The organism is Achromobacter pestifer (genome assembly GCF_013267355.1).
Taxonomy (GTDB): domain Bacteria; phylum Pseudomonadota; class Gammaproteobacteria; order Burkholderiales; family Burkholderiaceae_B; genus Achromobacter; species Achromobacter pestifer_A.
This window is the reverse complement of record NZ_CP053985.1, coordinates 2,201,910-2,224,541: the sequence shown is the minus strand read 5'-3', so window position 1 is coordinate 2,224,541 and position 22,632 is coordinate 2,201,910. Positions and strand designations below refer to the sequence as shown.

Sequence of the window (22,632 nt, the reverse complement as noted above, 5' to 3'; positions counted from 1 at the left end):
ATGAAGGAGATTCAAACCATCGGCGTCGTCGGCGCCGGGGCCATGGGGCGCGGCATTGCGCAGATCGCGGCGCAAGCCGGGCTGCGCGTGCGCCTGTACGACACCAGCGCGGACGCCGTGGCGGCGGCGCGCGAATCGTTGCGCCAGACCTGGGACAAGCTGGCCCAGAAAGGCAAGATGAGCGCCGCCGACGCGCAGGCGGCGCTGGAGCGCGTGGAATCCGCCACCGCGTTGACCGACATGTCGAACTGCCAGCTGGTGGTGGAAGCCATTGTCGAGCGCCTGGACGTCAAGCGCGACTTGTTCGCCGCGCTGGAAGGCGTGGTGGCTGAAGACTGCATCCTGGCGTCGAACACCTCGTCGCTGTCGATCACCGCCATCGCCGCCGCCTGCAAGCGTCCGCAGCGCGTGGCCGGCTACCACTTCTTCAACCCCGTCGCGCTGATGAAGGTGGTCGAAGTCATCGACGGCCTGCGCAGCGCGCCCGAAGTCGGCGACGCGCTGGCCGAGCTGGCCCGCCGCATGGGCCACACGCCCGTGCGCGCCAAGGACATGCCGGGCTTCATCGTCAATCACGCCGGCCGCGGCATGAATACCGAAGGCTTGCGCGTGGCGCAGGAAGCCGTGGCGACCTTCGCCCAGGTCGACGCCGTCATGCGCGAGCAGGCCGGTTTCCGCATGGGTCCCTTCGAACTGCTGGACCTGACGGCGCTGGACGTGTCCCACCCGGTCATGGAATCCATCTACCGCCAGTTCTTCGACGAACCGCGCTTCCGCCCCTCGCCCATCACCACCGTGCGCCTGGCCGGCGGCCTGATCGGCCGCAAGGCCGGCGAAGGCTTCTACGTCTACGCCGACGGCCAGAAGCAGGTGCCGGCCGAGCCGCCCGTGCCCGCGCTGCCCGAGAACCTGAAGGTCTGGGTCAGCCCCAAGCATGCCGAAGGCTACGCCCGCGCCGCCGCGCTGGTGGAAAAGCTGGGCGCCACGCTGGTGACCGGCTCCACGCCCGACGCCGACGCGCTCATCCTGGTCACGCCTTACGGCGAAGACGTCTCCACCACCGTTTCCGCGCAAGGCCTGAACGCGGCCCGCACGGTCGGCCTGGACACGCTCTACGCCTTCGACAGCGCCAAGCGCCGCACCATCATGGTGTCGCCGGCCACCGAAGCCAAGTGGCGCGACGCCGCGCACGCGCTGTTGGCCGCGGACGGCGTGCCCGTCACGGTGATCGAGGATTCGCCCGGCTTCATCGCCCAGCGCATCGTCGCCACCATCGTCAACATCGCCAGCGACATCGCGCAGCAGCAGATCGCCACGCCCAAGGACATCGATCTGGCGGTGACGCTGGGCCTGGGCTATCCGGTGGGTCCGCTGGCCCTGGGCGACAAGCTCGGCGCCGACCGCATCCTGGAAATCCTGAAGAGCATGCAGCGCGTGACCGGCGATCCACGCTATCGCCCCAGCCTGTGGCTGCAGCGCCGTGTGCAGCTCGGCATGTCGCTGACCAAGGCGGCTGGCGAGCAGTGATGTGATGGGATGCGCATGGCAGGCGCCGCCCTGGCATGCGCAAAAAAAGGCCCGCAAGACTTCGTGTCTTGCGGGCCTTTTTTGTGGGGCCGGCCGCCTCAGTTCGCCGGCTTGACGCCGATCAGGGACACCAGAGGGGTCCACAACGCGATGTCGTCGCGGATCCGGCGAGCGAACTTCTCTTTCACCTCGCCCGCCCGCGGCTGGCTGCCGGACGCGTCGAATTTGCTCAGCACGTCCGGGTCACGCAGCATGGCCTGAACGGCGTCGGCCAGCCTGTCCACCACCTCGGTGGGCGTGCCGGGCGGCGCGAACAGGCCATTCCAGGTTTCGATCTCGTGTCCGGAGATGGTGTCGGCGATGGCTGGCACGCCGGGCAGCTGAGGCACGGGCTGGCGGCTGGACACGCCCAGGAAGCGTATGCGGCCGCTGTCCTTGTACGGCAGGATTTCGGAGATGTTGGCCGAGTAAAGATCGGTCGTGCCGCCCATGGTGTCCAGCAGGGCAGGCGCGCCGCCCCGGTAGCCGATCAGCGTTGCCTCGATGCCGGCGCGCTTGAGAAACACCAGCACCGACATATGCGACATCGACCCTTCGCCGCCGTGCGCAACGGTCAGCGCGCCCGGTTTGGCCCGGCCATACTCGATCAACTGCGCCAGGTTCTGGAAACGCGAACTGGACGGCACCGTGAGCACCAGCGGATTGCTGGCGATATTGGCGACCGGCACCAGATCGTTCAACGGGTCGTAACGCACATTGAACAGGAAGCGCACCAGCGAAACCTGGCCGATCGAACCCACCATCAGCGTGTTGCCGTCGTTGCGCGAGCGTATCAGCGCATCGGTGGCGATGGTTCCGCCTGCGCCGGCCTGGTTCTTCACGACGACCGACGAACCCAAGGTGCGGCGCAGCGAATCGGAGGTAATGCGCGCCACATAGTCGGTGTTGCCGCCAGGCGGGTAAGGCACGATCAACGTGATGGCGGCCCCTTCCTGGGCGCGGACCAGCGCGGGCAGCAGCAATGGCGCAGAGGCCAGCAGCCGCGAGAACTGACGACGATTCATGATGTTTTCCCCTTGAGTCGTAGTATTGCGCGGCCTTGACCTCAGCGGGTCGCGGCAGCCATCTGGCCGCCGCCCTTGGCGCCGACCACTTTACCGTCCGCATACACCGTGGCGCCGCGCACCAGCGTGTGCACCGGCTTGCCCTTGAGGCGGCGGCCGGCATAGGGACTCCAGCCCACCAGGCTGAGCACGTCCTCGTCGCGCACTTCGTATTCCGTCTCCAGGTCGACCAGCACCAGGTCGGCGTCCAGGCCCGCGCGGATCTCGCCCTTGTCGCGCAGCCGGAACAACTCCGCGGGCTTGGCGGAACATGCCTCGGCCACGCGCTCCAGGCTGATCTTGCCTTCCTGGGCCGCCGTCAGGAACATGCTCAGGTAGAACTGCGTCGACGGCGTGCCGGTATGGGCCTTCCAGCCATCGGTCCAGCCCACTTCCTTTTCTTCGCGCGTGTGCGGCGCATGGTCGGTGGCGATGATGTCGATCGTGCCGTCGTTGAGGCCTTCCCACAAGCCGGGCACGTTCTTCTCCGGCACCCAGTACGACAGCGCATACGAGCCCAGGCGCTGGATGGCCGACCATTCGCAACCCAGGAACAAGGCCCAGGGATTGATTTCGCAAGTGACCTTCTGGCCTGCCGCCTTGGCCTCGCGGATGAGCTGCACGCTGCCGGCGGTCTGGGTGTGCAGGATGTGCAGATGGCAGCCGGCCGCCTTCTGCAGCCGCAGCAGGGTGGCGATGGCGGTTTCCCAGATCACGCCGTCATGGGCGGCGTAGGCGCGTGCGTAGGCAAGAGCGTCGCGTTCGCCCCGGTCCCAGTAGGTCTGTTCGATCACATCCATCAGGGCTTGGTCGTGGGGATGCACCATCAAGGGTACGTCCAGTTCGGCGCAGCGCTGCATGATGCGCAGCAGCTTGCCGTGGTCATGCACGCCGATGCCGGGCATGTGCGGGTAGTCTCGACCCGTGTCCACCACCATGAAGATCTTGAACGCCGCAATGCCCGTGGCGGTCATGGCTTCCATTTCCGACTCTATCGTTGGCGCCGGGTTGAAGTTCCAGTCGACCACGGCGTCGCTGCGGTAGATGGCGAACTGCTTTTCCAGCAGGTCCAGCGAGTTGGGCGGCGGATTGACGTTGGGCATGCCCACGCTGGTGGTGACGCCGCCGGCCGCGCATTGCTGCGTGGCGGTGAGGATGGTGTCCTTGTACTCGAAGCCCTTCTGCGAGCCCTGGCGGTGGTGCGAGTGCATATCGATGGCGCCGGGCAATACTGCCAGGCCGCTGGCATCGATGACGTTGCGCGCGTCGGGCTCGCTGCCGGCCTCGTACAAGCCGGCGATCTTGCCGTCGCGGATGCCGATGGAGGCGCGCACCTGTCCCTGGGGAGTGACCACCAGGCCGTTCTTGATCAAAGTGTCCATGCTGTTTTCCTTGTGAGGGGGAATGCCAAAACGATCAGGCCGCGCGGGCGGCAGGCGGGAGGGCGCGCTGGCGCACCGTGTCCCAGACCTGCATGACGTAGTCCTTGCTCAGGCCCTTGGTGATGAAAACCATGCGGGATTGCCGGTCCGTGTCGGGCCATTGCGGCAACTCGGTAGGCGGATGGAACAGGCGCTGCACCGCTTGCAGCACGATGGGGCGTTCGTGGCCGGCTATGTGCAGGATGCCCTTCACGCGCAACAGCTCGTCCGGATGCGCCATGACCAGCGCATCCAGCCAGGCGCTGACTTGCGGCCAGTGCAAGGGGTCGGCGAAGTCCAGGCAGAAGCTGTCGATGCGCGCATGGTCGTGGGCATGCGTGTGTTCATGATGATGTCCGTGCCCGTCCGCATAGGGCGCGGCGTTGAGCCATAGCCGGGCCTGCTCCGGGCGCACGTCCACGTCATAGACGTCAGGCCCGTCCAGCACGGTGGCATCCGGCCGGGCCGCGGGGTTGCAGACCACGCGCGTGGCGCCGGGGTTGGCGCGCGCCAGCGTGTCCACCAGCGCCGCGACGCGCGCGCCGGGCAGATCGGTCTTGGTGACGATCAAGGCATCGGCGACAGCCACTTGCTTGACGGCCTCCGGGTGTGCCGCGAGGGTGGCCGGACCGTTGACGGCGTCCACCACGGTCAGCACGCGGCTCAGGCGAAACGAACGCGCCACCGGAAACGTCATCAAGGCCTGGATGACCGGCACCACGTCGGCCATGCCCGTGGTCTCTATCAGGACGCGGTCAAAAGCCGGGATCTGGCCGGCGCTGCGCTTGGCGCGCAGGTCGCGCAGCGTCTCGACCAGATCGCCTTGCACCGTGCAGCACAGGCATCCCGTGCTCAGTTCGATGGTGTTGTCGTTGCTGCTGGCGATCAGCGCGTGATCGATGCCGATTTCCCCGAACTCGTTGACGATGACCGCCGCATCGGCCAGCGCCGGGTCGCGCAGCCAGTGATTCAGCAGGGTGGTCTTGCCGCTGCCCAGGAAGCCCGTCAGCAAAGTGACCGGAATGCGCGTTTCGGAGGTCTCGCCGTTTGCCATGATCTACCTTTGCAAAAAACATTAAATTCGCAACCATTGCGATTAAATGGATTTTTGCATCGAGTTGAAGCTTTGGCAAGTCCCCCTGATTTCACGTGGCGTGCCTCGGCCCAGCGGGGGGAGATGACGCTGCTAGAATCGCGGAGAAATGAAATTTCGCAATGGATGCGAAATCACGCGCCGCGCAGGCGCAACGATAGAGAGAGGTCGACGTGGCGGGTGAAATCAGGACGCGCAACCGGATACTGCACATCCTGCAGCTCTATGACAGGCGCGCCGCATGGTCGGTCGAGGAAATCGCCGTCGAAATGGACGTCTCCGTCAGCTCGGCCTACCGCGACGTGCAGGAGCTGGTGCGCGCTGATTTCCTGACCCCGGTCATGGGCGCACGCTACGTGCTGGGGCCCACGTTTGCCCATTTCGACCTGCTGATGCGCCATGGCGACCCCTTGCTCAAGGTGGCGGAGCCGCTGATGCGGCGGCTGGTGGAGGCGACCACGCCCTCGTCGGCCTCGGTGCTCACGCGCAGCTACCAGGACAAGGTCATGTGCATCCACCAGGAAATCGGCGATCCTGCCGCGCGCGTCGGCCGCTATGAACGCGGCGCCACCATGCCGATGTTCCGCGGCGCGACCTCCAAAGTCATCCTGGCGCACCAGAGCCGCCGCGCCCTGGAGCGCATGTACCTGGCCCATGAAGAGGAAGTGCGCGCCATTTCGCACTGGAAGAGCCTGAAGGATCTGTGCCAGGAACTCGATGCCATCCGCGAGGCGGGCGTGGCCGTCAGCGATTCCGAGATCACGCCGGGGACCATAGGCATCGCGGCGCCCATTTTCCTGGAGCAGCGCGTGGTGGCCGGATTGAGCCTGATCGTGCGCACCGAGCATTGCCGTCTCGAGCCCTTCCGCGCGGCGGTCATCGAGGCCGCCGGCCAGATCAGCAGCGAGTTGGCCGAGGTTGACGGCGCCTGGGTGGCCCGCGCCTGAATACGGGCCCCAGGCCGCTCAATCGGCTCGCAACTGGCGGTCCCGGCCCAGGCGGCGCAATTCATTCAAGGTGTGACGCAGCAACCCCGAGGGCTGGCTCTCCCGCCGGATATACATGCCGACCGAGCGCGTTAGCGCTTGCTGTAGGCGGGTCTTGCGCACGCCGCGCTGCGTCGCGTTGTCCAGCGACGATTCCGGCAACAGCGCAATACCGCAGTTGTGTTGCACGAAGCGTGCAATGGTGTTCAGGTCCCGCAGGGAATAGAGCGGATTGAAGGGCTGGGACGCGGCCTGGAAGGCGCGCTCGGTCAGCACGCGCACGCTGGTGCCGGGCGGCATGCTGATCAAGGGCAGCCGGGCCAGTTCCATGGGCATCCAACGCGTAACCTCCGGCTTGATCTGGGCGTTGTGGAACAGCGCGAAGGGCTCGGTAAACAATTCCTGATAGACGAGATCGGAAGCGCCTTCCTCGTTCATCGTGGTCACGGCGATGTCCACTCGCCGCTCGCGCAGCAATTGCAAGGCCTCGCTGGCGATGGGATCGTAGACCTCCACCCGGACCCGCGGGTGCTTGCGCGCAAGGCTTTGGATCAACAGTGGAATGAGCGAGGCCGCAAGCGTGGGCAAGGCCGCGACGGCGACGCGGTCGTTGCGGTCGCGCAGCCGCTGGTCCAGTTCCAGCATGCCTTTCTCATGCAGCGCCGTGATCTTGCGCGCGATCTCCAGGATGTCCTGGCCTTCGCGCGACAGGCGCACCATGCGGGTGGTGCGCTCGAAGAGTTTGACCCCCAGCGTCTCTTCCGTTTCCTTCAGCAATTTGCTCAGCGTGGGCTGAGTCACATGCAGCATCTCGGCCGTTCTCTGGAAACTCAGGGTCTCTGCCAGCAGCACGAAGATGCGCAGTTGTCTCGTCGTCAGATTCATTCTTTTTGTCTATCAATGACGTTCAAATCGGAACTTAACCGGAGGGGCCGGCTGCCTTAGCCTTTGCATCACGATCTTTTTCTGGAGCTGGGATGTTTCGTCTTGATGGCAAGGTAGCCCTGGTGACCGGTTGCGGCACGCTGGGCGAAGGGTGGGGCAACGGCAAGGCCGCCGCGGCGGTGCTTGCCAGGCAGGGCGCCGCGATTTTCGGTTGCGACCTGAACATCGACGCAGCGCGCCAGTCCGCCCAGGCCGTGGCCGCCGAGGGCGGCAAGATCACGGTCCGGCAGTGCGATGTCACGGATGGCGGCCAGGTGGCGGAACTGGTGCGGGCCTGCATGGACACATACGGCCGCATCGACGTGCTGGTCAACAACGTGGGCCGCTCGGAACCGGGCGATCCAGTCTCCATGCCGGAGGATCTTTGGCACGATCAGATCCAAGTGAATCTGACCTCTGCCTTCCTGTGCTGCAAGCACGTCATCCCCCTCATGAAGAGCGCTGGTGGAGGATCGATTATCAACATTTCGTCCATCGCCGGGCTGCGTTATGCGGGCAAACCCCAGGTCGGCTACGCCGCCGCCAAGGCCGCCCTAATGCAGATGACGGCCACCACGGCGGTCATCTATGCGCAAGACGGCGTGCGGCTGAATTCAGTGGTGCCAGGACTGATGTTCACGCCCCTGGTGGAACGCCTGGCGCAGAAGTACGCCAAGGGCGACTACGAGGGGTTCGTGGCGCACCGCCATGCCCAGGTGCCCGCGGGCCGCATGGGCGACGCCTGGGACGTGGCCCACGCCGTGGCTTTCCTGGCCAGCGATGAGAGTCGCTACATCACGGGCCAGCAGATCGTGGTGGATGGCGGCATCACCATGGCAACGCGTTGAGCGGAGGACAGTCGCGATGAGCGTGCATGAGCAAGCGGGCGCTGGACGCCTGGCGGGCAAGGTGGCCTTGATCTTCGGCGCAGGTTGCGTGGGACCCGGCTGGGGCAACGGACGAGCGATCGCTGTGCGCTTCGCCCAGGAGGGGGCCGTGGTGTTCGCGGTGGACATACGGCCGGAGTCCTTGCCCGAGACTCTGGAGTTGGCTGGACGCTACCAGTCCCGCATCGAAACCCATATCTGCGATGTGGGCGACGCGGCCCAGGTCGCTGCGCTGGTCCAAGCCGTGGCGCGGCGTCACGGACGGATCGACATCTTGGTCAATAACGTGGGAGGTCCCATTCCCGGCGGTCCGGCGGCGCTGACACAAGCGGATTGGCGCAGGCAGCTCGATTTGAACCTGACCTCGGTGTTCACGACCTGCCAGCACGTCCTGCCCATCATGGAAACGCAGGGCGCTGGCGCCGTGGTCAACGTGTCCTCGACCTCGGCCATACGCTGGACCGGCGCGCCGCAGGTCGGCTATGCGGCGGCCAAGGCGGGAGTGATGCAGTTCGGCCGTGTGGCCGCCGTGGAATACGCCGCCAAGGGGGTGCGCATCAACACCGTCCTGCCGGGCCAGCTCCATACCCCGCTGGTCGATGCCTTCCTCGCCGGCCAGCAGAGCGCGGGCGACATCGACGCCTTGCTGGAGCGGCGGCGCCGCCGCATTCCGTTGCCGCTTTCCGGCGATGGCCGGGACACGGCCAATGCCGTGCTCTTTCTCGCCTCGGACGAGGCGCGTTTCATCACCGGAACCGAACTGATCGTGGACGGGGGCATGAGCGCCCGCTGCGACTGAAAACCAAGCTGAGGAGCATCACGATGGCGCGAGTTGAATATGCGGATATCGCCAGGCCGGAGATCCGGCCGCTGGTCGAACGCATCGAACGGGAGCGGTCCAGCCTGCCGAATCTCTATCGGATGCTGCTCAACAGCCCGCCGGTGGCGCAAGGCTGGCTGGCCTATCTCACGGCGATACGCCAGCACAGCGGGCTTGCGCCCAAACTGCGGGAGATGCTTATCCTGCGCGTCGCGGTGCTGAACCAGGCCGATTACGAGTTCGAACAGCATCTGCCGATCGCCTTGAAAGCGGGCTGCAACGAGGACCAGGTGCAGGGCTTGAAGACCGGCAATTTCACATCGTTGGACGCGGGCGAGCGCGCGGCCATGGCGTATTGCGATGAGATGACGCGCGAAATCCGGGTCCGGGACGCTACGTTCGCGGCCGTCCGCGAGGCTTTCGATGCCCGTGCGATCGTCGAGATCACGGCCACGGTGGCTGCGTACAACATGGTGTCGCGCTTTCTGGAGGCCATACAGATCGACCACGAATGAACGGCTCGTCGTACAGCCGGTAAATAAAAATACAGGAGACATGCATGCATAGCTTCAAACGATTTAGTGGCGCGTTCGCCTCCCTTGCGCTGGGCCTGGCCCTGAGCGCGCCGGCACATGCCGGCTATCCGGCAAAGCCGGTACAGCTGATCATTCCGTTCGCGCCGGGCGATACCGACCAGATGCTGAGGCCCATCACCGAGAAGATGGGGCAATACCTGGGCCAGCCCATCGTGATGAACTACAAACCCGGCGCGGGGGGAGGCATAGGCGCCGCGTACACGGCGTCGGCGGCGCCCGATGGCTACACCATCGTGGGCAGTTCGCCGGGGGCGCTGGTCGTGGTTCCGCTGGCCAACAAGGAGATCAAGTACACAACGGAGTCCTTCGCTCCGGTCGCAGCGATATCCCTGGGCGGCATGATGATCGTCGCGCCCGGGAAGTCCAGGTACAAGACTCTGGCCGACGTGGTGGCCGATGCCAAGGCGCGTCCCGATGCCATCTCCTACGGCACGTCGGGCGCCATGGGCATCAGCCATCTGCTGGGCGAGACGTTCGCTTCCGAGGCCAAGGTCAAATTGCGCCACATCCCCTTCCAGGGCAGCACGCCGGCGGTCACCGCCTTGCTGGGCGGCCACACGGATATCGCCGTGTCCGCGGTGGGGCCGGCGCAGGCGCATATCCAGTCCGGCGGCTTGCGGCCGCTGGCCGTCTTCAGCAGCAAGCGGCTGGCGGCCTATCCGGACGTGCCGACTTTGCGCGAACTGGGCTACGACGTCGGCAGCCCCACCATCTACGGGTTGATGGCGCCCAAGGGCACGCCGCCCCAGGTGGTCGATGCCTTGTACCAGGCCGCCCGCAAGGTCGTGGCGGAGCAGGGGAATGAGGTGAACAAGACCCTGGGCGGCATAGGCGCCGAAATCAGCGTGCTGAGCCCGCAGGAGTACGGCGCCTATCTGCAGGAGCAGCGGGCGTTGTTTTCCAAGGCGATCGGGCTGATCCGAGAATAATCGGCGCGCCAGCGCGCAAAGAAAAAGCCCCTTGATTGGCTCAAGGGGCTTTTTTCATCGTGGACGGCGAGTCTTACTTGGCCGCATCCACCATGTACTGCACCGCTGCGCGGATATCGTCTTCCGAGGCGTTGGCCGCGCCGCCCTTCGGGGGCATCGGCGGCTTGCCTTGCATGGCGACCTTCACCATGGCGTCCATGCCGGTTTTGATGAACGGATCCCAGGCCGCCTTGTCGCCGAACTTGGGGGCGTTGGCCACACCGGTGGCATGGCAGGCAAAGCAGACGCTCTTGTACAGCTTTTCGCCGGCCGGATTGACTGCTGCCGCGGCTTGCGGCGCGGCGGCTGGCGCTGCCGGAGCAGGCGCCGGTGCGGCGGCGGCCGCGGGAGCAGCAGCAACAACCGGGGTGGCAGCGGGTGCTGCGGCGGGCGCGGCAGCTGCTTCCTTCTTGTCGCCTTCCGCAGCCGGAGCGGCGGGCTCGGGCAAGGAAGCGCCCGACTTGTTGGCCATGTACACCACGGCGCGCGCGACTTCGTAGTCGGACAGCGTGGGGTTGCCGCCCTTGGCGGGCATGCCGCCCTTGCCGTGCAGGGCCACGTTCATCATGGCGTCGTAGCCCGCGGTGATGAAGGGCGCCCAGGCGGCGTTATCGCCCACCTTGGGTGCGCCAGCCACGCCGGCGGTATGACAGGCCGTACAGACGGCGGCGAAGACTTGTTCGCCGGTCTTGAAGACCTTGGGGGCATTCGCATCGACCAGCTGAAAGCCCGCGACCGGGGCAATGCGCTTGGCGACAGCTTCTTGGGACAGCGTGTCCGAACCCGCTCCTGTCTTGTTGCCCGAGACCACCATGTTCACCAATAGGATGATGATGGCGATCGGGATCACGAAAGATAGGACGATCGTGACGATCAGTTGCTTCGGGGTCTTGATGGGGGAGGAGTGCTCTTCTATGTGTTCCTGCTCGTTGCTCATGACCAAATCCTGCTAACGGGTACCGGGGGCGCCTGGCGGCGGCAACAGAAAATCAGTACTGCACAAGTCGGCGGCATGAACAGCCCGCCTTGCAAGCAAACGCTGGATTATATAACGGTGTCATAGACACGAGTCCAATGCAACCGACGGGGTTTTCGCTGAGTTTGACGGAAGATTTGATCCCGTTCATGCAGTTCCGCGAAAACTGGGTACAATACCGCCTCCTTGCGCTGCGCCCGTAGTTCAATGGATAGAATGAGAGTTTCCGAAGCTCTTGATACAGGTTCGATTCCTGTCGGGCGCGCCATTAAATCAAGGACTTATGTTTTTTTGGGGCCATTTTGGGGCCAAAGCATGCGAATTAACGCGAGTTCTTTGGGCTTCCAATTACGGCTCCCGAGCAGGCAAATGCTCGGCATATAGGGCCGCCATCTTCGCCTTTTCCCGCTGATTGGATTCCCCATCGATCCACTTGGAATAGACGCGGAAGAACATCTGCGCATTCTTGTGACCCATCTGGCGCGAGAGATAGCCAGGGTTCATTCCAGCGTGTAGACCAAGCGTGGCATATGTATGCCGAGTCTGGCGCGCATCCCGATCACGGATGCCCAAGGCGGATAGTGTCGGACGCCACACCTTTCGAACGGGATCTGCCGTGTCCACGAATGGCTCCCCAGTTTGAGGATTCAGGAACACATGCCCCCCGGGGCGAAACGTCAGTTGCCTTTGGCGTTTGAGTGCTTCGAGCGCCGGTTGCTGCAGATCCACGTCCCGCGACTTGTATGTCTTAGTCGCCTTGTGGTGACGCCTCACGAGCGCTCGGTCGATGCGGATTTGTTCTCTTGAAAGATCTACGCTCGTCCATAGCAGGGCGATTAGTTCTGACGGTCTGACACCGGTGAAGAACGCTACTTCGAAGTAATTCCGCCAGGCCGCACCAAAGTGTTCTTCGACGTGCTGGACGACTTGAAGCACTTCCGACATGAGCAGAGGATCCGGTTCAGGTTCTTGGCCCTTGCGGCTTTCAATCTCCAGCGTGATGTTCTCCGTCACTTTCCGCATCTTGAGCGCCAACGCCCAAACTTGACGAGCCGGTGTCATCATGTTGTTGAACGTCTTCGCCGCCACGCGTGGAAATGCGGCTACATCCATGGCCAGCTCTTCGAAGGTGATCTCCGCTATCGGGCGATGCCCATACAACGGGCGCCAGCGGGAGTTCAGCAGGTTCTCGTACTCGCTCAGGGTCGTTGCAGCTTTGTGACTGTTGAGCTTCAGCCACATGTCGGCCATCTCGTTGAGGGTGACTCCTCGAGCGGACACTTCTTTGACCGGGATGCTAGGGGAGTCGGGGAAGTGACGCGCAAAGTCGTCCCACGTGAACACGCCCAGGTCAATTGCTTGCAGGATCTCGTTTCTCATGCGCGCTGCCGCCCGCATGTTGGCGGCGGTAGGGCTCAGGTTTACACGTTCACGGTAGCGCTGATTGTTCCAGCGGAAGTAGATTCGGATCGACGTCGTCCTCGCTTCGATCCCTTGGAGGTGCTCTCTGATACCCATTCGTCGTACGCTTCAAGATTGATGTGTTGGCGGTTGTCGTCGGACCATTTCCAGTGTTTGCCCTCGATCAGGTAGCCGTCTCGGATCAGATGCCGGAACGAATGGACAGATCTGCCTGTACATTCGGAAGCCTTCTCCACGACGACCCATGCGACGGGTCGATAGCGTAATGGCATTCGTTTTGCCTCATAGAATTGAGTTGACTGACGGTGGCTGGAAGTCCGTTCAGGGAAAAGGCGGTATCGGCGCCCCGGCGGCGGCGTCCCACTGCCACCACTTGCCGGGACCGTACTTCTCGTCGTAGTGAGCGATCTTCTGCTCCTTGCGCGCCACATAGTCTGGATCCGTAAGGCCCCAAACCTCCATTGGCACGATCTCACTGCGATCCCGCAACCAGAAGTCGGGAAAGACTTGCTCGGTCCCAGCATCGAATCGGAGCGGCTTTTCGAAACGACGCTCGGCGGCGACCAGGGCTGCCACCACCGCAGCCTCATAGCCCGAATCGACGGGGATCCATTGAGGAGTTACGGTCATAAGGGCAAGATCTACAACCCGCGCCTTCATCGAGCCTGCGGCGGGGGTGGGAACGTCTGTCTGTGCGATGGCAATGACCGTGTCACCCGACATCCATCCATTTATTTCTGCCATGAAGCTGCGCTGCAAGACTTCCCAGTCCTCTGCCGAAAGCGTGAGGTGTGGGATGCCATGAAAGCCCATGATCGGCAGACGTCCGGCCGCTTCCATGCCAGGCTGGTACTGTGCCAAGGGCGCAACGGCAACCAGGCGGCGGCGCCGGTTCATCGCTTCCGTGGACTTCGCCCGGTTCAAAGCTGCCTGCTGCCTATCAGCCGCCGTCGCAGCAATCACCAGATTGCTGGACAAGCGAACGCGACCCGCAAAAGTGGACGAGGCAACACGCAGTAGGTGGTAATGCACGAGGCCGACGCTGCGTTTGCCATTCATGGATGGCGCCCAGGCATTGAAGCCGGCCTCCGTCCACAAGTAGTGGAGCAGGCCGAGCAATGTCATGCTTGCCTGGCCAGATCGGGCGCGAGCCGACGCCATCTTCTTGTCAGCACCAGCAGCGGCGTTCTCTTCTTCCGGGGCTGCTGTCGGGCGTTGTTGAAGACCGACCTTGAGCTTGATCTTGGTGTTGCCGTCATCCAGCTCTTGCACCACGCCGCGCCGATACCAGATGTACGACATCGCTCGGATCCATCCCGACCCGGACAATCGTCGTCGTGCTTACAACAATGGGCTCCGCGCGGAAAGTATCGGGGAGATGGCCGCGACCATCCGGGACAGGCAAAGCCAGGGCAAAAGGGGGGTGATGCTGCCCATCTCGTTGCGCCCGCACCCCTCCATCATTGGCGATTTCATAATCAATCACGGTCATCGCCGCTACCTGGGATCGATAGAGGCGGGGCTTAGCCAGATCCCTGGATTTGAAGATCCCGATTTCGATGACTTCGATCAAATGATCGAAAACCTCCAGCGCGAAGGGCTCAGCGGCCGCGAAGCAGCGGACTTCATCGGAGGCAAAATCGCTGAAGGTATGACGCAAGCCGACATCGCAAGGAAACTGGGCAAATCCAAAGCCTGGGTGAGCATGCACGTGGCAATGCTCGATTTGCCAGAGCCGGTCGCCGAGGCGGTGGCCAATGGGCAAGTCACAGACGTGACGTTGGCTAAGGAACTGGTAGTTGCCCACCGTGAGAATCCGGACGCAGTGGAAGAGCTGCTCAGCTCGCCGGTGCGGAAGCCCACTCGCGCAAGCGTGAAGGCACTACGGCAAGCCGCAGACGGCAAGCCAAAGGTGACGTCGCCAACCACGGCTGGCCACGGCGAACAAGATGAGCAGCCGGCGGAAGGCGAGATCACCGCGAAAGGCTCAAAGCAGGCCGTGTCTAGCGAAAATCCCGGCGAATCGCCCTCGGCGGATGAGGTGCCTGCGCATGTGCGCGAGGAGTTCGACCGTATGCGGGCACGGCGAGATCAAGATGCTTGCGATCGCTCAAACCCTGCGTTAAAGAAGTCGGGGATGCAGGCCCTCCAGCGCCTGATAGAAATCGCGCGCCGGGATACACAGCAGAGCAAGCGGGTGGCTGACTTCCTCCTCTCCTGGTGGAACGCGACCAGTTGCGGAGGGTTTGACTTGAGCGACTTCTGGAGCGTCGACGCCGAGATCGCGGACGATATGGTCACTGTCATCGGACTGATCCGTCGCTCGCGAGCATATCCGGACACCTTCGGCGCTCAGGTACACGACCAATTCAAGGCGCTAGTGACCTTGTGGCGCCCAGCACTAATAGCCAACTGATCATGAATCTGCATCTGGGCAACTGTTTAGCTGCTAAACACTCTTGTCGCCTTTAGCCCGCGAAGCAGCATTTACAACGCTCTACTAAGGATTGCGATATGCAGGATCAATCAATCCCCACCTTGTCCGAATTGCAGGCATTGCACGGACGGATCTTCGCCACGCTGACGGCACAAGAAGCCCTGGTCATGGACTTCTATCGTCGGCAAGGGCGGAAGTTCGACGTCGTCGTCGGAATCATTAATGAGGCCGATCCGATCGAGGTCGCCGCGGCCCGCACGGAAGCGGAGGCAGACGAGATCATGAAGCAGGCCAACAGCCGCATCTCCGTCACGATTGGTCCGAGAGCCGAATCGGCATGGGCCCAGCGAGCTGGACCACGGCGGGAATGTTGATCCTGGTTCAGCCCACTTCAAGAATCACCCAACACAACATCGAAGGAAGCACTGATGACCAACGCGATCGCGAAAATCAACGCACAGATCAAGAAGCTGGAAGAGCAGCATCGCCAGCTGACGCTGCGCAGGCGCGCGGACGAGATCAAGAACATTGTCCAGACGATGCGTGAGTATGGACTGTCTCCACAGGACATTCTGCCGGCATTCACTGGCGAGCAGCGAAAGAAGAAGACTCCCATAAAGCCCTCCCAACGCAAACCCCGCGGCCCGGTCGCGCCCAAGTATCGCCACCCGACAACAGGAGAAACTTGGACCGGACGGGGAAGGGCACCGCGCTGGCTTGTGGCTGCAGAAAGTGATGGCGCCGATCGCGCTGATTACCGCATTTAATACCCAGGAACCGAAGCCCATGAAAGACAGCAAGACCGGCAATGACTGCGATGGCTTGTGCTTCCTAAGCATTGCCTTCCTGGTAGTCGTCGGCACCCAGATTCTTTGGATCTTCTCTTCGGCCGTAAAAGGGGATGTCGAGGGGGGGGTAGAAGGCACGTTCCTAATCGGGGCGGCGTTCATGATCGTCGGTGCTATTGCCCCCCTGCTTTTACCCGAAGGGGACAGCGAAGAGAGCCGACCTGGCGTTCGAAACCGGCAGTCTGGGTTGAACAGCGACCAGGACTGAACTCCAACAAGGAATGAAGAAGATGTTCGAACGAATTGACCGACTGATTACGAATCACGACTTCGCCTTTCAGGCCTGGTCCGACCGGTACGGAAAGGGAGTCTGGGCAGCGCTCGGCCTGTGGGAGAACATGGTCGACACGGTTCGCGATCTCTCCAGCGCGGGCGACCTCGACATGATCGCCGCTACCGAGTATGTGTTCAGTGTCTCGTGGCTCCCAGTGGTAACGGGCCGCACGCTGAATGAAGCGGTGGCCGCGCTCGAAGAGAAGCTGGCCAGCCTCCCGCAAGATCAACTGAATCGCGGCTCTGAATGGTCGGCCGCAGTGCAGCGTGCGATCGAAGACCTGCGCTATTCCTGGGAAGCCGCAGATGCCTACGGTGATCTTGAAGGCAAGCTTCCGACGCTACCGGCCAAATACAGCGATCTTGTCGCTGCGCGGTAATACGTGACAGACAGGGGCCGTAGTCATCAAAACAGCCGGATATGCATTTGGCAAGACCTACGGCGCGGATATTCAACATGAGATCGGAAAACTGGGTATGTATAGCTTCTTTGTCATCGTTGCCTTGATCAGTGCGGTGGTGTGTTTCGTCTGCGTTTTGAGGGGCAGTCTGGCTGGTGGCTTCGTCGCGGCATTTTTTCTTATGGTTGGGCTCGTAGGCGTCGCTGTGATGCAGATGCACTGGGATCATTGCGCCAGCATGCCCTTTGTCAACAAGTGGTGCGGTTAACGAAATGGTTGCCACGGAATCTGATGTTGTCCTAAGTAGGCGGGTAGTAAGAAATACCCAGAATGAACCGTGGGCATGGGTGCGACCAATCGAAAGATCGATAGATTGGAGTGTTTACCTGCACTACAATGATCAATCAGGCAACGTAGGGCTTTATCATGATCGACTGCAAGGAACAGCGCGAGCGTGAGCGTGCGATCCACATCGCCGTGGCAAACCAGCGCCTCGAGGGCCTGGAACCGGACGCGATCACAATCGCGGAGCTGGGTCGGGTCGCGAAGGGCGAGCTGACTGTCGAAGAAGTGCTGCGGAATCTTCGAAGAAGAATCGACGCAGGCGAATTCCAACAAGTGCCGGCCAAGTAGGCCGGCCTTTTTTTCAGCTGCGCTAAGAGTTCGAAAATGGCGAAGTATCCAGTCCGCACCAGCGACCCCTATCTTGACGAACATTCAGGGCTTCTCAGAAACCGCCTCGGCATCACTGACCAGGCCGAACTTGATCGCGTGGAAGCCACCTTTGGTCTCGTGCGCGCATACGAGCTGGTGGAGAAGCCTGTCGCAGGTAACTTCGACCTGGCGCATCTGCAGGCGATCCACAAGCGGCTGTTCGGAGACGTGTATGACTGGGCCGGGGAGATCCGCACCGTTGACATTTCGAAGGGCCAGACACGCTTCGCCAACTTTCAGCAGATCGAGAGTTATGCGCCGGAGATCACCCGGCCCTTGCAACGCGAGCAGCTTCTGCGTGGACTCAATATCGACACCTTCAGCGAGCGCGCTGGACATTATCTCGGGGAGCTGAACGTCCTACATCCATTTCGTGAGGGGAATGGGCGAGCTACCCGCGAGTTCGTCGGCCAGCTGGCCCGCGGTGCGGGTTACGCCGTGGACTGGTCGGGTATTGAACGGACGGAGATGATCCACGCGTCTATAGAGGCCTATGAGGGAAGCTCTAAACGTCTCGCCGGACTCATTCGTGCCAGTCTCGTCGACATCGATAAAGAACGTGCATTGGACCTGGCTATGGCTGTTTCAGGTGGGAAAGTAGAGATATCTCCAGCGGAACCTGGTCATGCTTACGAGGGTGCGGTCGTGGGGTCAACGGAACGCTATGTTGTGCAGTCGCTGGGCGACGAAATGGTGCTTCATACGCGGCAAGCTCTTCTGAACGCCGAAATGCTTGTTCCTGGCCAGATCGTGAATATCCGCTACCCGCATGGCGGTGTTGGCCTGGTTGAAGGGGAGGGCACACCCCAGATCGACAAGCCCCTGCAGCATGACCACGAGCGCAAGCGCGATAGAGACCTGGAGCGTTGACGGCGCACGACGCATCGCGTCAGCGGTCGACAGACAAACGGCAAAAGCACAACCCCGGACCCGTGGATATGTGGATGATCGCTGCGCGACCGCCCATCTCGCTGCGCTCGGCCCGTGGACAACCCTGCTGGACAAACGGTGGACAGGCTGCGCCTGACCACGCGCTTGCCCACAGGGTGTGCCCACCGGCTCCTGTGCTTCACCCACATACCCACCGGCCCCCATCAGGTCCCAATTTGAAATACGGACTTCAAAACAGCAATGCTGTTGGTGTTTCGTGTCCAGACGAGGAGGTGTTTAGCGGCTAAACGCGGTTTGGGCCGAAGCGGGCAGCTCAGCCACGCTTCGACAACTTTCCGCAGATCGAAGTTGCTCCTGAGTTGGTCCGAATCGTTGATCAAATATGTAACATATAAATACGAAATCATGGCGTGGCACGCGACTTGCTGAATACGTTCAACGGCATGAAAGCGGTTTGCGGGCACAGGTATTTTGACCCTGGTCAATGTTCATTCTCCACTGAATTAACTACCCGGTCTTGCAATGCACTGCTCAATCGCTGTGATAAAGGTCTCATATGGATAGCGAAGAACTATTGGCGCTCATGATTTCAACTCCTGCCCCTGCGCCGACTTTGAATGCATGGGACAAGGTTCTTGTAATTTATGCAGAACATTTGGCGCGCCTAACACCCAAGCTCGACGAAAAGGACTTGGGCGCGTTGCTCGCGAGCGGTGCGATGTTCTATCGAACGCTTCGGCAGGCCGACGCTGCGAGGTTGCAAGCTCTGGAACGGTGGTCGAGTCTTCCGCATACTGGAGATAGCCCAAGCTGAAGGTTTGGTAGCATAGTTGTATGGGGTGAGCCGGATGTTGCTACCGATTTCCGCGATGGGACGAACATTAAGCAGGCATGCTGCGCCATCGGTGCCCTTCCTCTTGTGGGATCGCATCATTCCGCCAACACTCTAGGCTCAATGCAACGATTTGGCTTCAGAGCCTGTCAATGCCTGCGAAACCTTCTGGAACTTGGTTTCCCAATAGGGCTCGCTGTTTGATCGCCCCGCTACCGTCACTCCAAATGCGCTCGGTCCGTGGCAAAGCCCTGCTGGGCAAGACCTTCCCGGGCAACCGGGGGGGGGCAGGCTGTGCTCGACCGCGCTTGCCTGCCAGCTCACATCAGCTCTCAATTTGCAATACTAATGCAGAACATCGGTGCTATTCTGCCGAACCGAACTCAAATTGAAGGATTCTTTGTTTTCGATTCTCAACCATTTGAGTTCCGGTCAAGCAATTCCTACCTATCCTGAAGATCTCAGTAGACATTCAATTGACCTTCGTGAGGAGGAGGCTTCGTCCATGAAGATCGAAAGTACCAAAGCGCCTGTGAGCCCGAATGTCTTCCACGCGGTCTCATTAGAAGCACGCGATGTGCTTCGCATTACATTCCCGAGTGGCGCGATTGTGATCGTTGCACCAGAAACCGACGCGATAATCGTTCAACGTTTTGAGCAAGACCACGAGAGTATGGTCGCTGTCAACGCTCCCTTGGTCCGGGCCGATCAAACCCGACGAACTATCGCCATGTGTGCGCCCCACGTACTGGTGCAGCAGCTGGAGTCCTGTAGCTTCAAGATGTAGGAGTGTCACGCCTTTCTCGCCTCTGCAGGCGCTACCACTGAAAATCTCGAGCGTATGCGATTGCCTTCACGTTTCATCGGTGGCACAACTCTTCAACGGTACACCTCAACCCCGGACCCGTGGATAATTGGATAATCGCGCCCGATCGCCCATCTCGCTGCGTTCGGCTCACGAACAACTTTGATGGACAAGCGGTGGACAGTCTGCAGTTGACCACGCGCTTGACCACAAGGCGTACCATCGGCTGCCTGGTCTTTCCCTGCGTCTCCACCGGCCATCAACGAATTTTCAACTTGAAGTAACTCCTTCAGCATAACGATGCTAATAGCCTCGCCTGAAGATGGTCAGAGCTTGCATCAATGCCATTAAGTTCAAGCAACCGGGCATGAAGCTCAGATGTATCTGTCGTTGAGTAACTGTAAGAAGACCTGCTTCGAATGGGGCAGGCAGCAGTTGGTATTCATGAAGCGCTCGGAATTGAAAGACCTGAAAACTCCGCCGCGGTCACTGGTTTGGGGCATTGGCGTTGAGAACGCAAGCGGCCATCGGAGTATCAGCGTTTTCCCGATTGGTTCTGGACGTTTGTCACCTTTATTCTCTTGCCGAACACCTGATTCAATAGCAGACACAAGCAACAGCAATGGGCGTCGAAATTCAAGCGACGAACTTGGCTTCGTCCCACATCGACGGCGTTATATCCAGAACTCTTCCTTCGAGCGAGACTGATATTACGAACAAGTTGACCCCAGGTGATGGTCGAATACTGTATGTCCTCAGCGCAATTCTGAGCTCTTCTCCAACCTCCATTTTTTTTGAGGAGTTGGTCGAGCAAACTGTTGCGGGGATGGGCGTAGATTGTGCCTGGACTCATTTGGAAGGGCAGGACAAGCACGAGTCGACACTGAGCAGAAGCTGCAACGACTATCTGTCGGTGCCACTGCAGGTCGTGATGTCACTGCAAAGTTTCCTTGTGGAGAATGACCTCTCAGAATGGTCGGCGGCACCACAGCAAGATGATTTGGAAACGGTTTGGGGCGGCAGCGCAGGTATCCGGTCAGTAATTGCCCGAGTGATTCGCGATACAGCGGGAACGCTGCGCGGACATATCGCGTTCGGATTCAAGCGCGAGCTGGATTCGGTCGCCTCCTATTCTTGCGCCTTGAAAGTTCTGTGTTCCCATGTGCAGCACGCTGTGCTTGACGTCCAAGTCTTAGGGCGAGCGGCGGCACAGATGCGCAACGTAGTCGCTCAATACGATGCGCTTTTTCGGACTGCCCCGGTGCTAATCAATTCCTTTGACAGAGATGGTAGGTGTTCGATGTGGAACGAGGAATGCGAACGGCTATTCGGATGGTCAATTGAGGAGATCAATGAGCAAGCTGTGCCGCTGGCCCTGTTCTATCCTGATACTGAGGTTAGGGCGCAAGTGGAATCGAGTGTTAGCTCGATGCCGAATCGTTCATTCCGCGATTGGCATCCCCTCACACGCTATGGAGAGGTCCTCTGCGTCACATGGTCGAATGTGCGGCTGCCGGACGGCTCGATTGTCAACATTGGCTTGGACATCACGGAGAGCAAGAGGGCGGAAGCATCCGTGATCAGACGATCAAAAACTGACTGCCTGACAGGATGTTGGAATCGTGGAGAAATTGTCGACCGCCTTGACGAAATGGTGACAACTGCTGCACGTGATAGCCGCGCGACCTTTACCGCAATGATGTTAGATCTAGATCATTTCAAGAAGGTCAACGATCACTTTGGCCATCTGACGGGTGACGACGCGCTGCGGCATTTCTGTGTACAGTTACAAGGCTGTCTGGGCGAAGCGGATTTGATTGGACGGCTAGGAGGCGAGGAATTCTTAGTGTTGTTGCCGGGCGCAAATTCGGATGCCGCCTATATAGTTTTCAACAGCCTGCGAGCGAACCTCGAGCGCTGCCCGCTGAGGGTTAACGGCGACTCATTGGTGCTATCTGCGAGTGCTGGAATTGCCGAGTACAAGCCTGGGGATATGAGTGCGAATGATGTCCTGACGCGTACAGACTTGGCTCTTTACCACGCAAAACGCGCAGGGCGGGGCCGAGCGGTACTTTTTCGGCTACGGGACCTGTGACGTTGGTTCTTTCGTAAGTGAGTTCGAAACTTCAGAATGCTCGAGCCCATGGGGCTATTTCAAGAACGCTTGATGGAGCCCGCGTGTACCAAGCCACGCCGATTGATTGGTGTCGAGAATACGATGGACGTGCGCGTTTCACCGAAGGGATTGATGGTCCCGATAAACCTTTCAAGGTCTGTGAGGCTCGTGGCCACAACCGTCATGAGATAGGAATCAGCTCCTGCGACGTGATGACACTCAAGTACTTCAGGTGAGGCTCGGATTTTTTGCAGCAATGCCTTCTTTCCCGGCTGCACGACAGTGACACCCACGATCGCCTTTACTGGATAGCCGGCCTTCGCAGAATCAATTTCTGCAGTGATACCACGCACTATCCCGGCGTCTTGAAGCTTTCTTAGACGCTCCGCAGTGGCTGCTACAGACAGACCTGCAGCCTCGGCCAGCACCTTCAACGAGGCGCGCCCATCTTGTTGAAGCTCGCCAAGCAAGCGCCATGAGATCTCATCCAGTTCCATAGTGATGTATTTCGGAAGAATGCGACAATGGCAAGAAAATCATTCGCCCCTGAAGCATAGTTCCGTAAAAACCCACTGTCCAGTCCCTAGTAATA

At 60.9% G+C, this 22,632-nt stretch carries 23 protein-coding genes and 1 tRNA gene; 16 read left to right on the top strand and 8 right to left on the bottom strand.

Features of this window, described 5'->3' with window-relative positions; genetic code table 11:
- Window positions 1-1,527 (top strand): 3-hydroxyacyl-CoA dehydrogenase, encoded by a 1,527-nt coding sequence (locus FOC84_RS10790; RefSeq protein ID WP_173144416.1) that lies wholly within the window; start codon window positions 1-3, stop codon window positions 1,525-1,527.
- 98 nt (window positions 1,528-1,625) lie between these two features.
- Here FOC84_RS10790 and FOC84_RS10785 read toward each other — a convergent pair whose 3' ends face one another.
- From FOC84_RS10785 to FOC84_RS10775, 3 genes are read right to left on the bottom strand one after another with little or no spacing between them, the layout of a single operon-like run.
- Entirely contained in the window at window positions 1,626-2,591 is a 966-nt protein-coding gene (locus FOC84_RS10785) for a Bug family tripartite tricarboxylate transporter substrate binding protein (protein WP_173144415.1), read from the bottom strand.
- A gap of 41 nt (window positions 2,592-2,632) precedes the next feature.
- Complete coding sequence (locus FOC84_RS10780) at window positions 2,633-4,012, bottom strand: dihydroorotase (protein ID WP_173144414.1); 1,380 nt, start codon at window positions 4,010-4,012, stop codon at window positions 2,633-2,635.
- 34 nt (window positions 4,013-4,046) lie between these two features.
- Window positions 4,047-5,105 (bottom strand): CobW family GTP-binding protein, encoded by a 1,059-nt coding sequence (locus FOC84_RS10775; protein WP_173144413.1) that lies wholly within the window; start codon window positions 5,103-5,105, stop codon window positions 4,047-4,049.
- 212 nt (window positions 5,106-5,317) lie between these two features.
- On the opposite strand from FOC84_RS10775, the gene FOC84_RS10770 reads away from it, so the two are divergent.
- Window positions 5,318-6,091, top strand: a complete 774-nt coding sequence (locus FOC84_RS10770) for an IclR family transcriptional regulator (RefSeq protein WP_173144412.1) — start codon at window positions 5,318-5,320, stop codon at window positions 6,089-6,091.
- Between the two features lie 18 nt (window positions 6,092-6,109).
- Here FOC84_RS10770 and FOC84_RS10765 read toward each other — a convergent pair whose 3' ends face one another.
- The gene (locus FOC84_RS10765) at window positions 6,110-7,015 is read right to left on the bottom strand and encodes a LysR family transcriptional regulator (RefSeq protein WP_173144411.1); all 906 of its coding nucleotides are present in this window, start codon (window positions 7,013-7,015) and stop codon (window positions 6,110-6,112) included.
- A 92-nt stretch (window positions 7,016-7,107) separates the two neighbouring features.
- Here FOC84_RS10765 and FOC84_RS10760 point away from each other — a divergent pair, with 92 nt between their 5' ends.
- Genes FOC84_RS10760 through FOC84_RS10745 form a run of 4 tightly spaced genes read left to right on the top strand, consistent with a single transcriptional unit; the run spans window position 7,108 to window position 10,286 of the window.
- Complete coding sequence (locus tag FOC84_RS10760) at window positions 7,108-7,902, top strand: SDR family NAD(P)-dependent oxidoreductase (protein ID WP_059377338.1); 795 nt, start codon at window positions 7,108-7,110, stop codon at window positions 7,900-7,902.
- A 16-nt stretch (window positions 7,903-7,918) separates the two neighbouring features.
- On the top strand, window positions 7,919-8,740 hold the full coding sequence (locus FOC84_RS10755) for an SDR family NAD(P)-dependent oxidoreductase (RefSeq protein ID WP_173144410.1): 822 nt from the start codon (window positions 7,919-7,921) through the stop codon (window positions 8,738-8,740).
- Between the two features lie 23 nt (window positions 8,741-8,763).
- A complete protein-coding gene (locus tag FOC84_RS10750; protein WP_173144409.1) occupies window positions 8,764-9,276 on the top strand; it encodes a carboxymuconolactone decarboxylase family protein in 513 nt (170 codons plus the stop codon).
- Between the two features lie 44 nt (window positions 9,277-9,320).
- Complete coding sequence (locus tag FOC84_RS10745) at window positions 9,321-10,286, top strand: Bug family tripartite tricarboxylate transporter substrate binding protein (RefSeq protein ID WP_173144408.1); 966 nt, start codon at window positions 9,321-9,323, stop codon at window positions 10,284-10,286.
- Window positions 10,287-10,359: 73 nt separating this feature from the next.
- Here the strand turns inward: FOC84_RS10745 and FOC84_RS10740 are convergent, their stop codons facing one another.
- The gene (locus FOC84_RS10740) at window positions 10,360-11,262 is read right to left on the bottom strand and encodes a c-type cytochrome (RefSeq protein WP_173144407.1); all 903 of its coding nucleotides are present in this window, start codon (window positions 11,260-11,262) and stop codon (window positions 10,360-10,362) included.
- A gap of 232 nt (window positions 11,263-11,494) precedes the next feature.
- Between FOC84_RS10740 and FOC84_RS10735 the strand changes: the two genes are divergently transcribed.
- Window positions 11,495-11,569: transfer RNA gene (locus FOC84_RS10735), tRNA-Arg, on the top strand.
- Between the two features lie 80 nt (window positions 11,570-11,649).
- Here FOC84_RS10735 and FOC84_RS10730 read toward each other — a convergent pair.
- Both FOC84_RS10730 and FOC84_RS10725 read right to left on the bottom strand, forming a co-directional pair.
- A complete protein-coding gene (locus FOC84_RS10730) occupies window positions 11,650-12,819 on the bottom strand; it encodes a site-specific integrase (protein ID WP_173144406.1) in 1,170 nt (389 codons plus the stop codon).
- Window positions 12,820-13,044: 225 nt separating this feature from the next.
- A complete protein-coding gene (locus FOC84_RS10725; RefSeq protein WP_173144405.1) occupies window positions 13,045-14,025 on the bottom strand; it encodes a DUF1173 family protein in 981 nt (326 codons plus the stop codon).
- Between FOC84_RS10725 and FOC84_RS10720 the strand changes: the two genes are divergently transcribed.
- The 9 genes from FOC84_RS10720 to FOC84_RS33390 all read left to right on the top strand — a co-directional run bounded on the left by FOC84_RS10720 (window position 14,015) and on the right by FOC84_RS33390 (window position 22,019).
- Window positions 14,015-15,139, top strand: coding sequence for a DUF7673 family protein (locus FOC84_RS10720; RefSeq protein WP_173144404.1), 1,125 nt, complete (start codon window positions 14,015-14,017; stop codon window positions 15,137-15,139). The two genes, FOC84_RS10725 and FOC84_RS10720, sit on opposite strands and share 11 nt — an antisense overlap.
- A 98-nt stretch (window positions 15,140-15,237) precedes the next feature.
- A complete protein-coding gene (locus FOC84_RS10715; protein WP_173144403.1) occupies window positions 15,238-15,534 on the top strand; it encodes a hypothetical protein in 297 nt (98 codons plus the stop codon).
- A gap of 54 nt (window positions 15,535-15,588) precedes the next feature.
- Window positions 15,589-15,927 (top strand): H-NS histone family protein, encoded by a 339-nt coding sequence (locus FOC84_RS10710; protein WP_173144402.1) that lies wholly within the window; start codon window positions 15,589-15,591, stop codon window positions 15,925-15,927.
- A 19-nt stretch (window positions 15,928-15,946) separates the two neighbouring features.
- Window positions 15,947-16,216, top strand: a complete 270-nt coding sequence (locus FOC84_RS10705) for a hypothetical protein (RefSeq protein ID WP_173144401.1) — start codon at window positions 15,947-15,949, stop codon at window positions 16,214-16,216.
- A 22-nt stretch (window positions 16,217-16,238) separates the two neighbouring features.
- Window positions 16,239-16,661 carry a hypothetical protein gene (locus FOC84_RS10700; protein WP_173144400.1) on the top strand — a complete coding sequence of 141 codons (423 nt, stop codon included), beginning with the start codon at window positions 16,239-16,241 and terminating at the stop codon, window positions 16,659-16,661.
- A 447-nt stretch (window positions 16,662-17,108) separates the two neighbouring features.
- Complete coding sequence (locus FOC84_RS10695; RefSeq protein WP_088153977.1) at window positions 17,109-17,315, top strand: antitoxin VbhA family protein; 207 nt, start codon at window positions 17,109-17,111, stop codon at window positions 17,313-17,315.
- A 36-nt stretch (window positions 17,316-17,351) separates the two neighbouring features.
- Window positions 17,352-18,266 carry a Fic/DOC family protein gene (locus tag FOC84_RS10690; protein WP_173144399.1) on the top strand — a complete coding sequence of 305 codons (915 nt, stop codon included), beginning with the start codon at window positions 17,352-17,354 and terminating at the stop codon, window positions 18,264-18,266.
- A 1,358-nt stretch (window positions 18,267-19,624) separates the two neighbouring features.
- The gene (locus tag FOC84_RS10685) at window positions 19,625-19,906 is read left to right on the top strand and encodes a hypothetical protein (protein WP_173144398.1); all 282 of its coding nucleotides are present in this window, start codon (window positions 19,625-19,627) and stop codon (window positions 19,904-19,906) included.
- Window positions 19,907-20,546: 640 nt separating this feature from the next.
- Window positions 20,547-22,019, top strand: coding sequence for a sensor domain-containing diguanylate cyclase (locus FOC84_RS33390; protein ID WP_254241950.1), 1,473 nt, complete (start codon window positions 20,547-20,549; stop codon window positions 22,017-22,019).
- 59 nt (window positions 22,020-22,078) lie between these two features.
- Here the strand turns inward: FOC84_RS33390 and FOC84_RS10675 are convergent, their stop codons facing one another.
- Window positions 22,079-22,537, bottom strand: a complete 459-nt coding sequence (locus FOC84_RS10675) for an Lrp/AsnC family transcriptional regulator (protein WP_173144397.1) — start codon at window positions 22,535-22,537, stop codon at window positions 22,079-22,081.
- Window positions 22,538-22,632 lie beyond the last annotated feature (95 nt).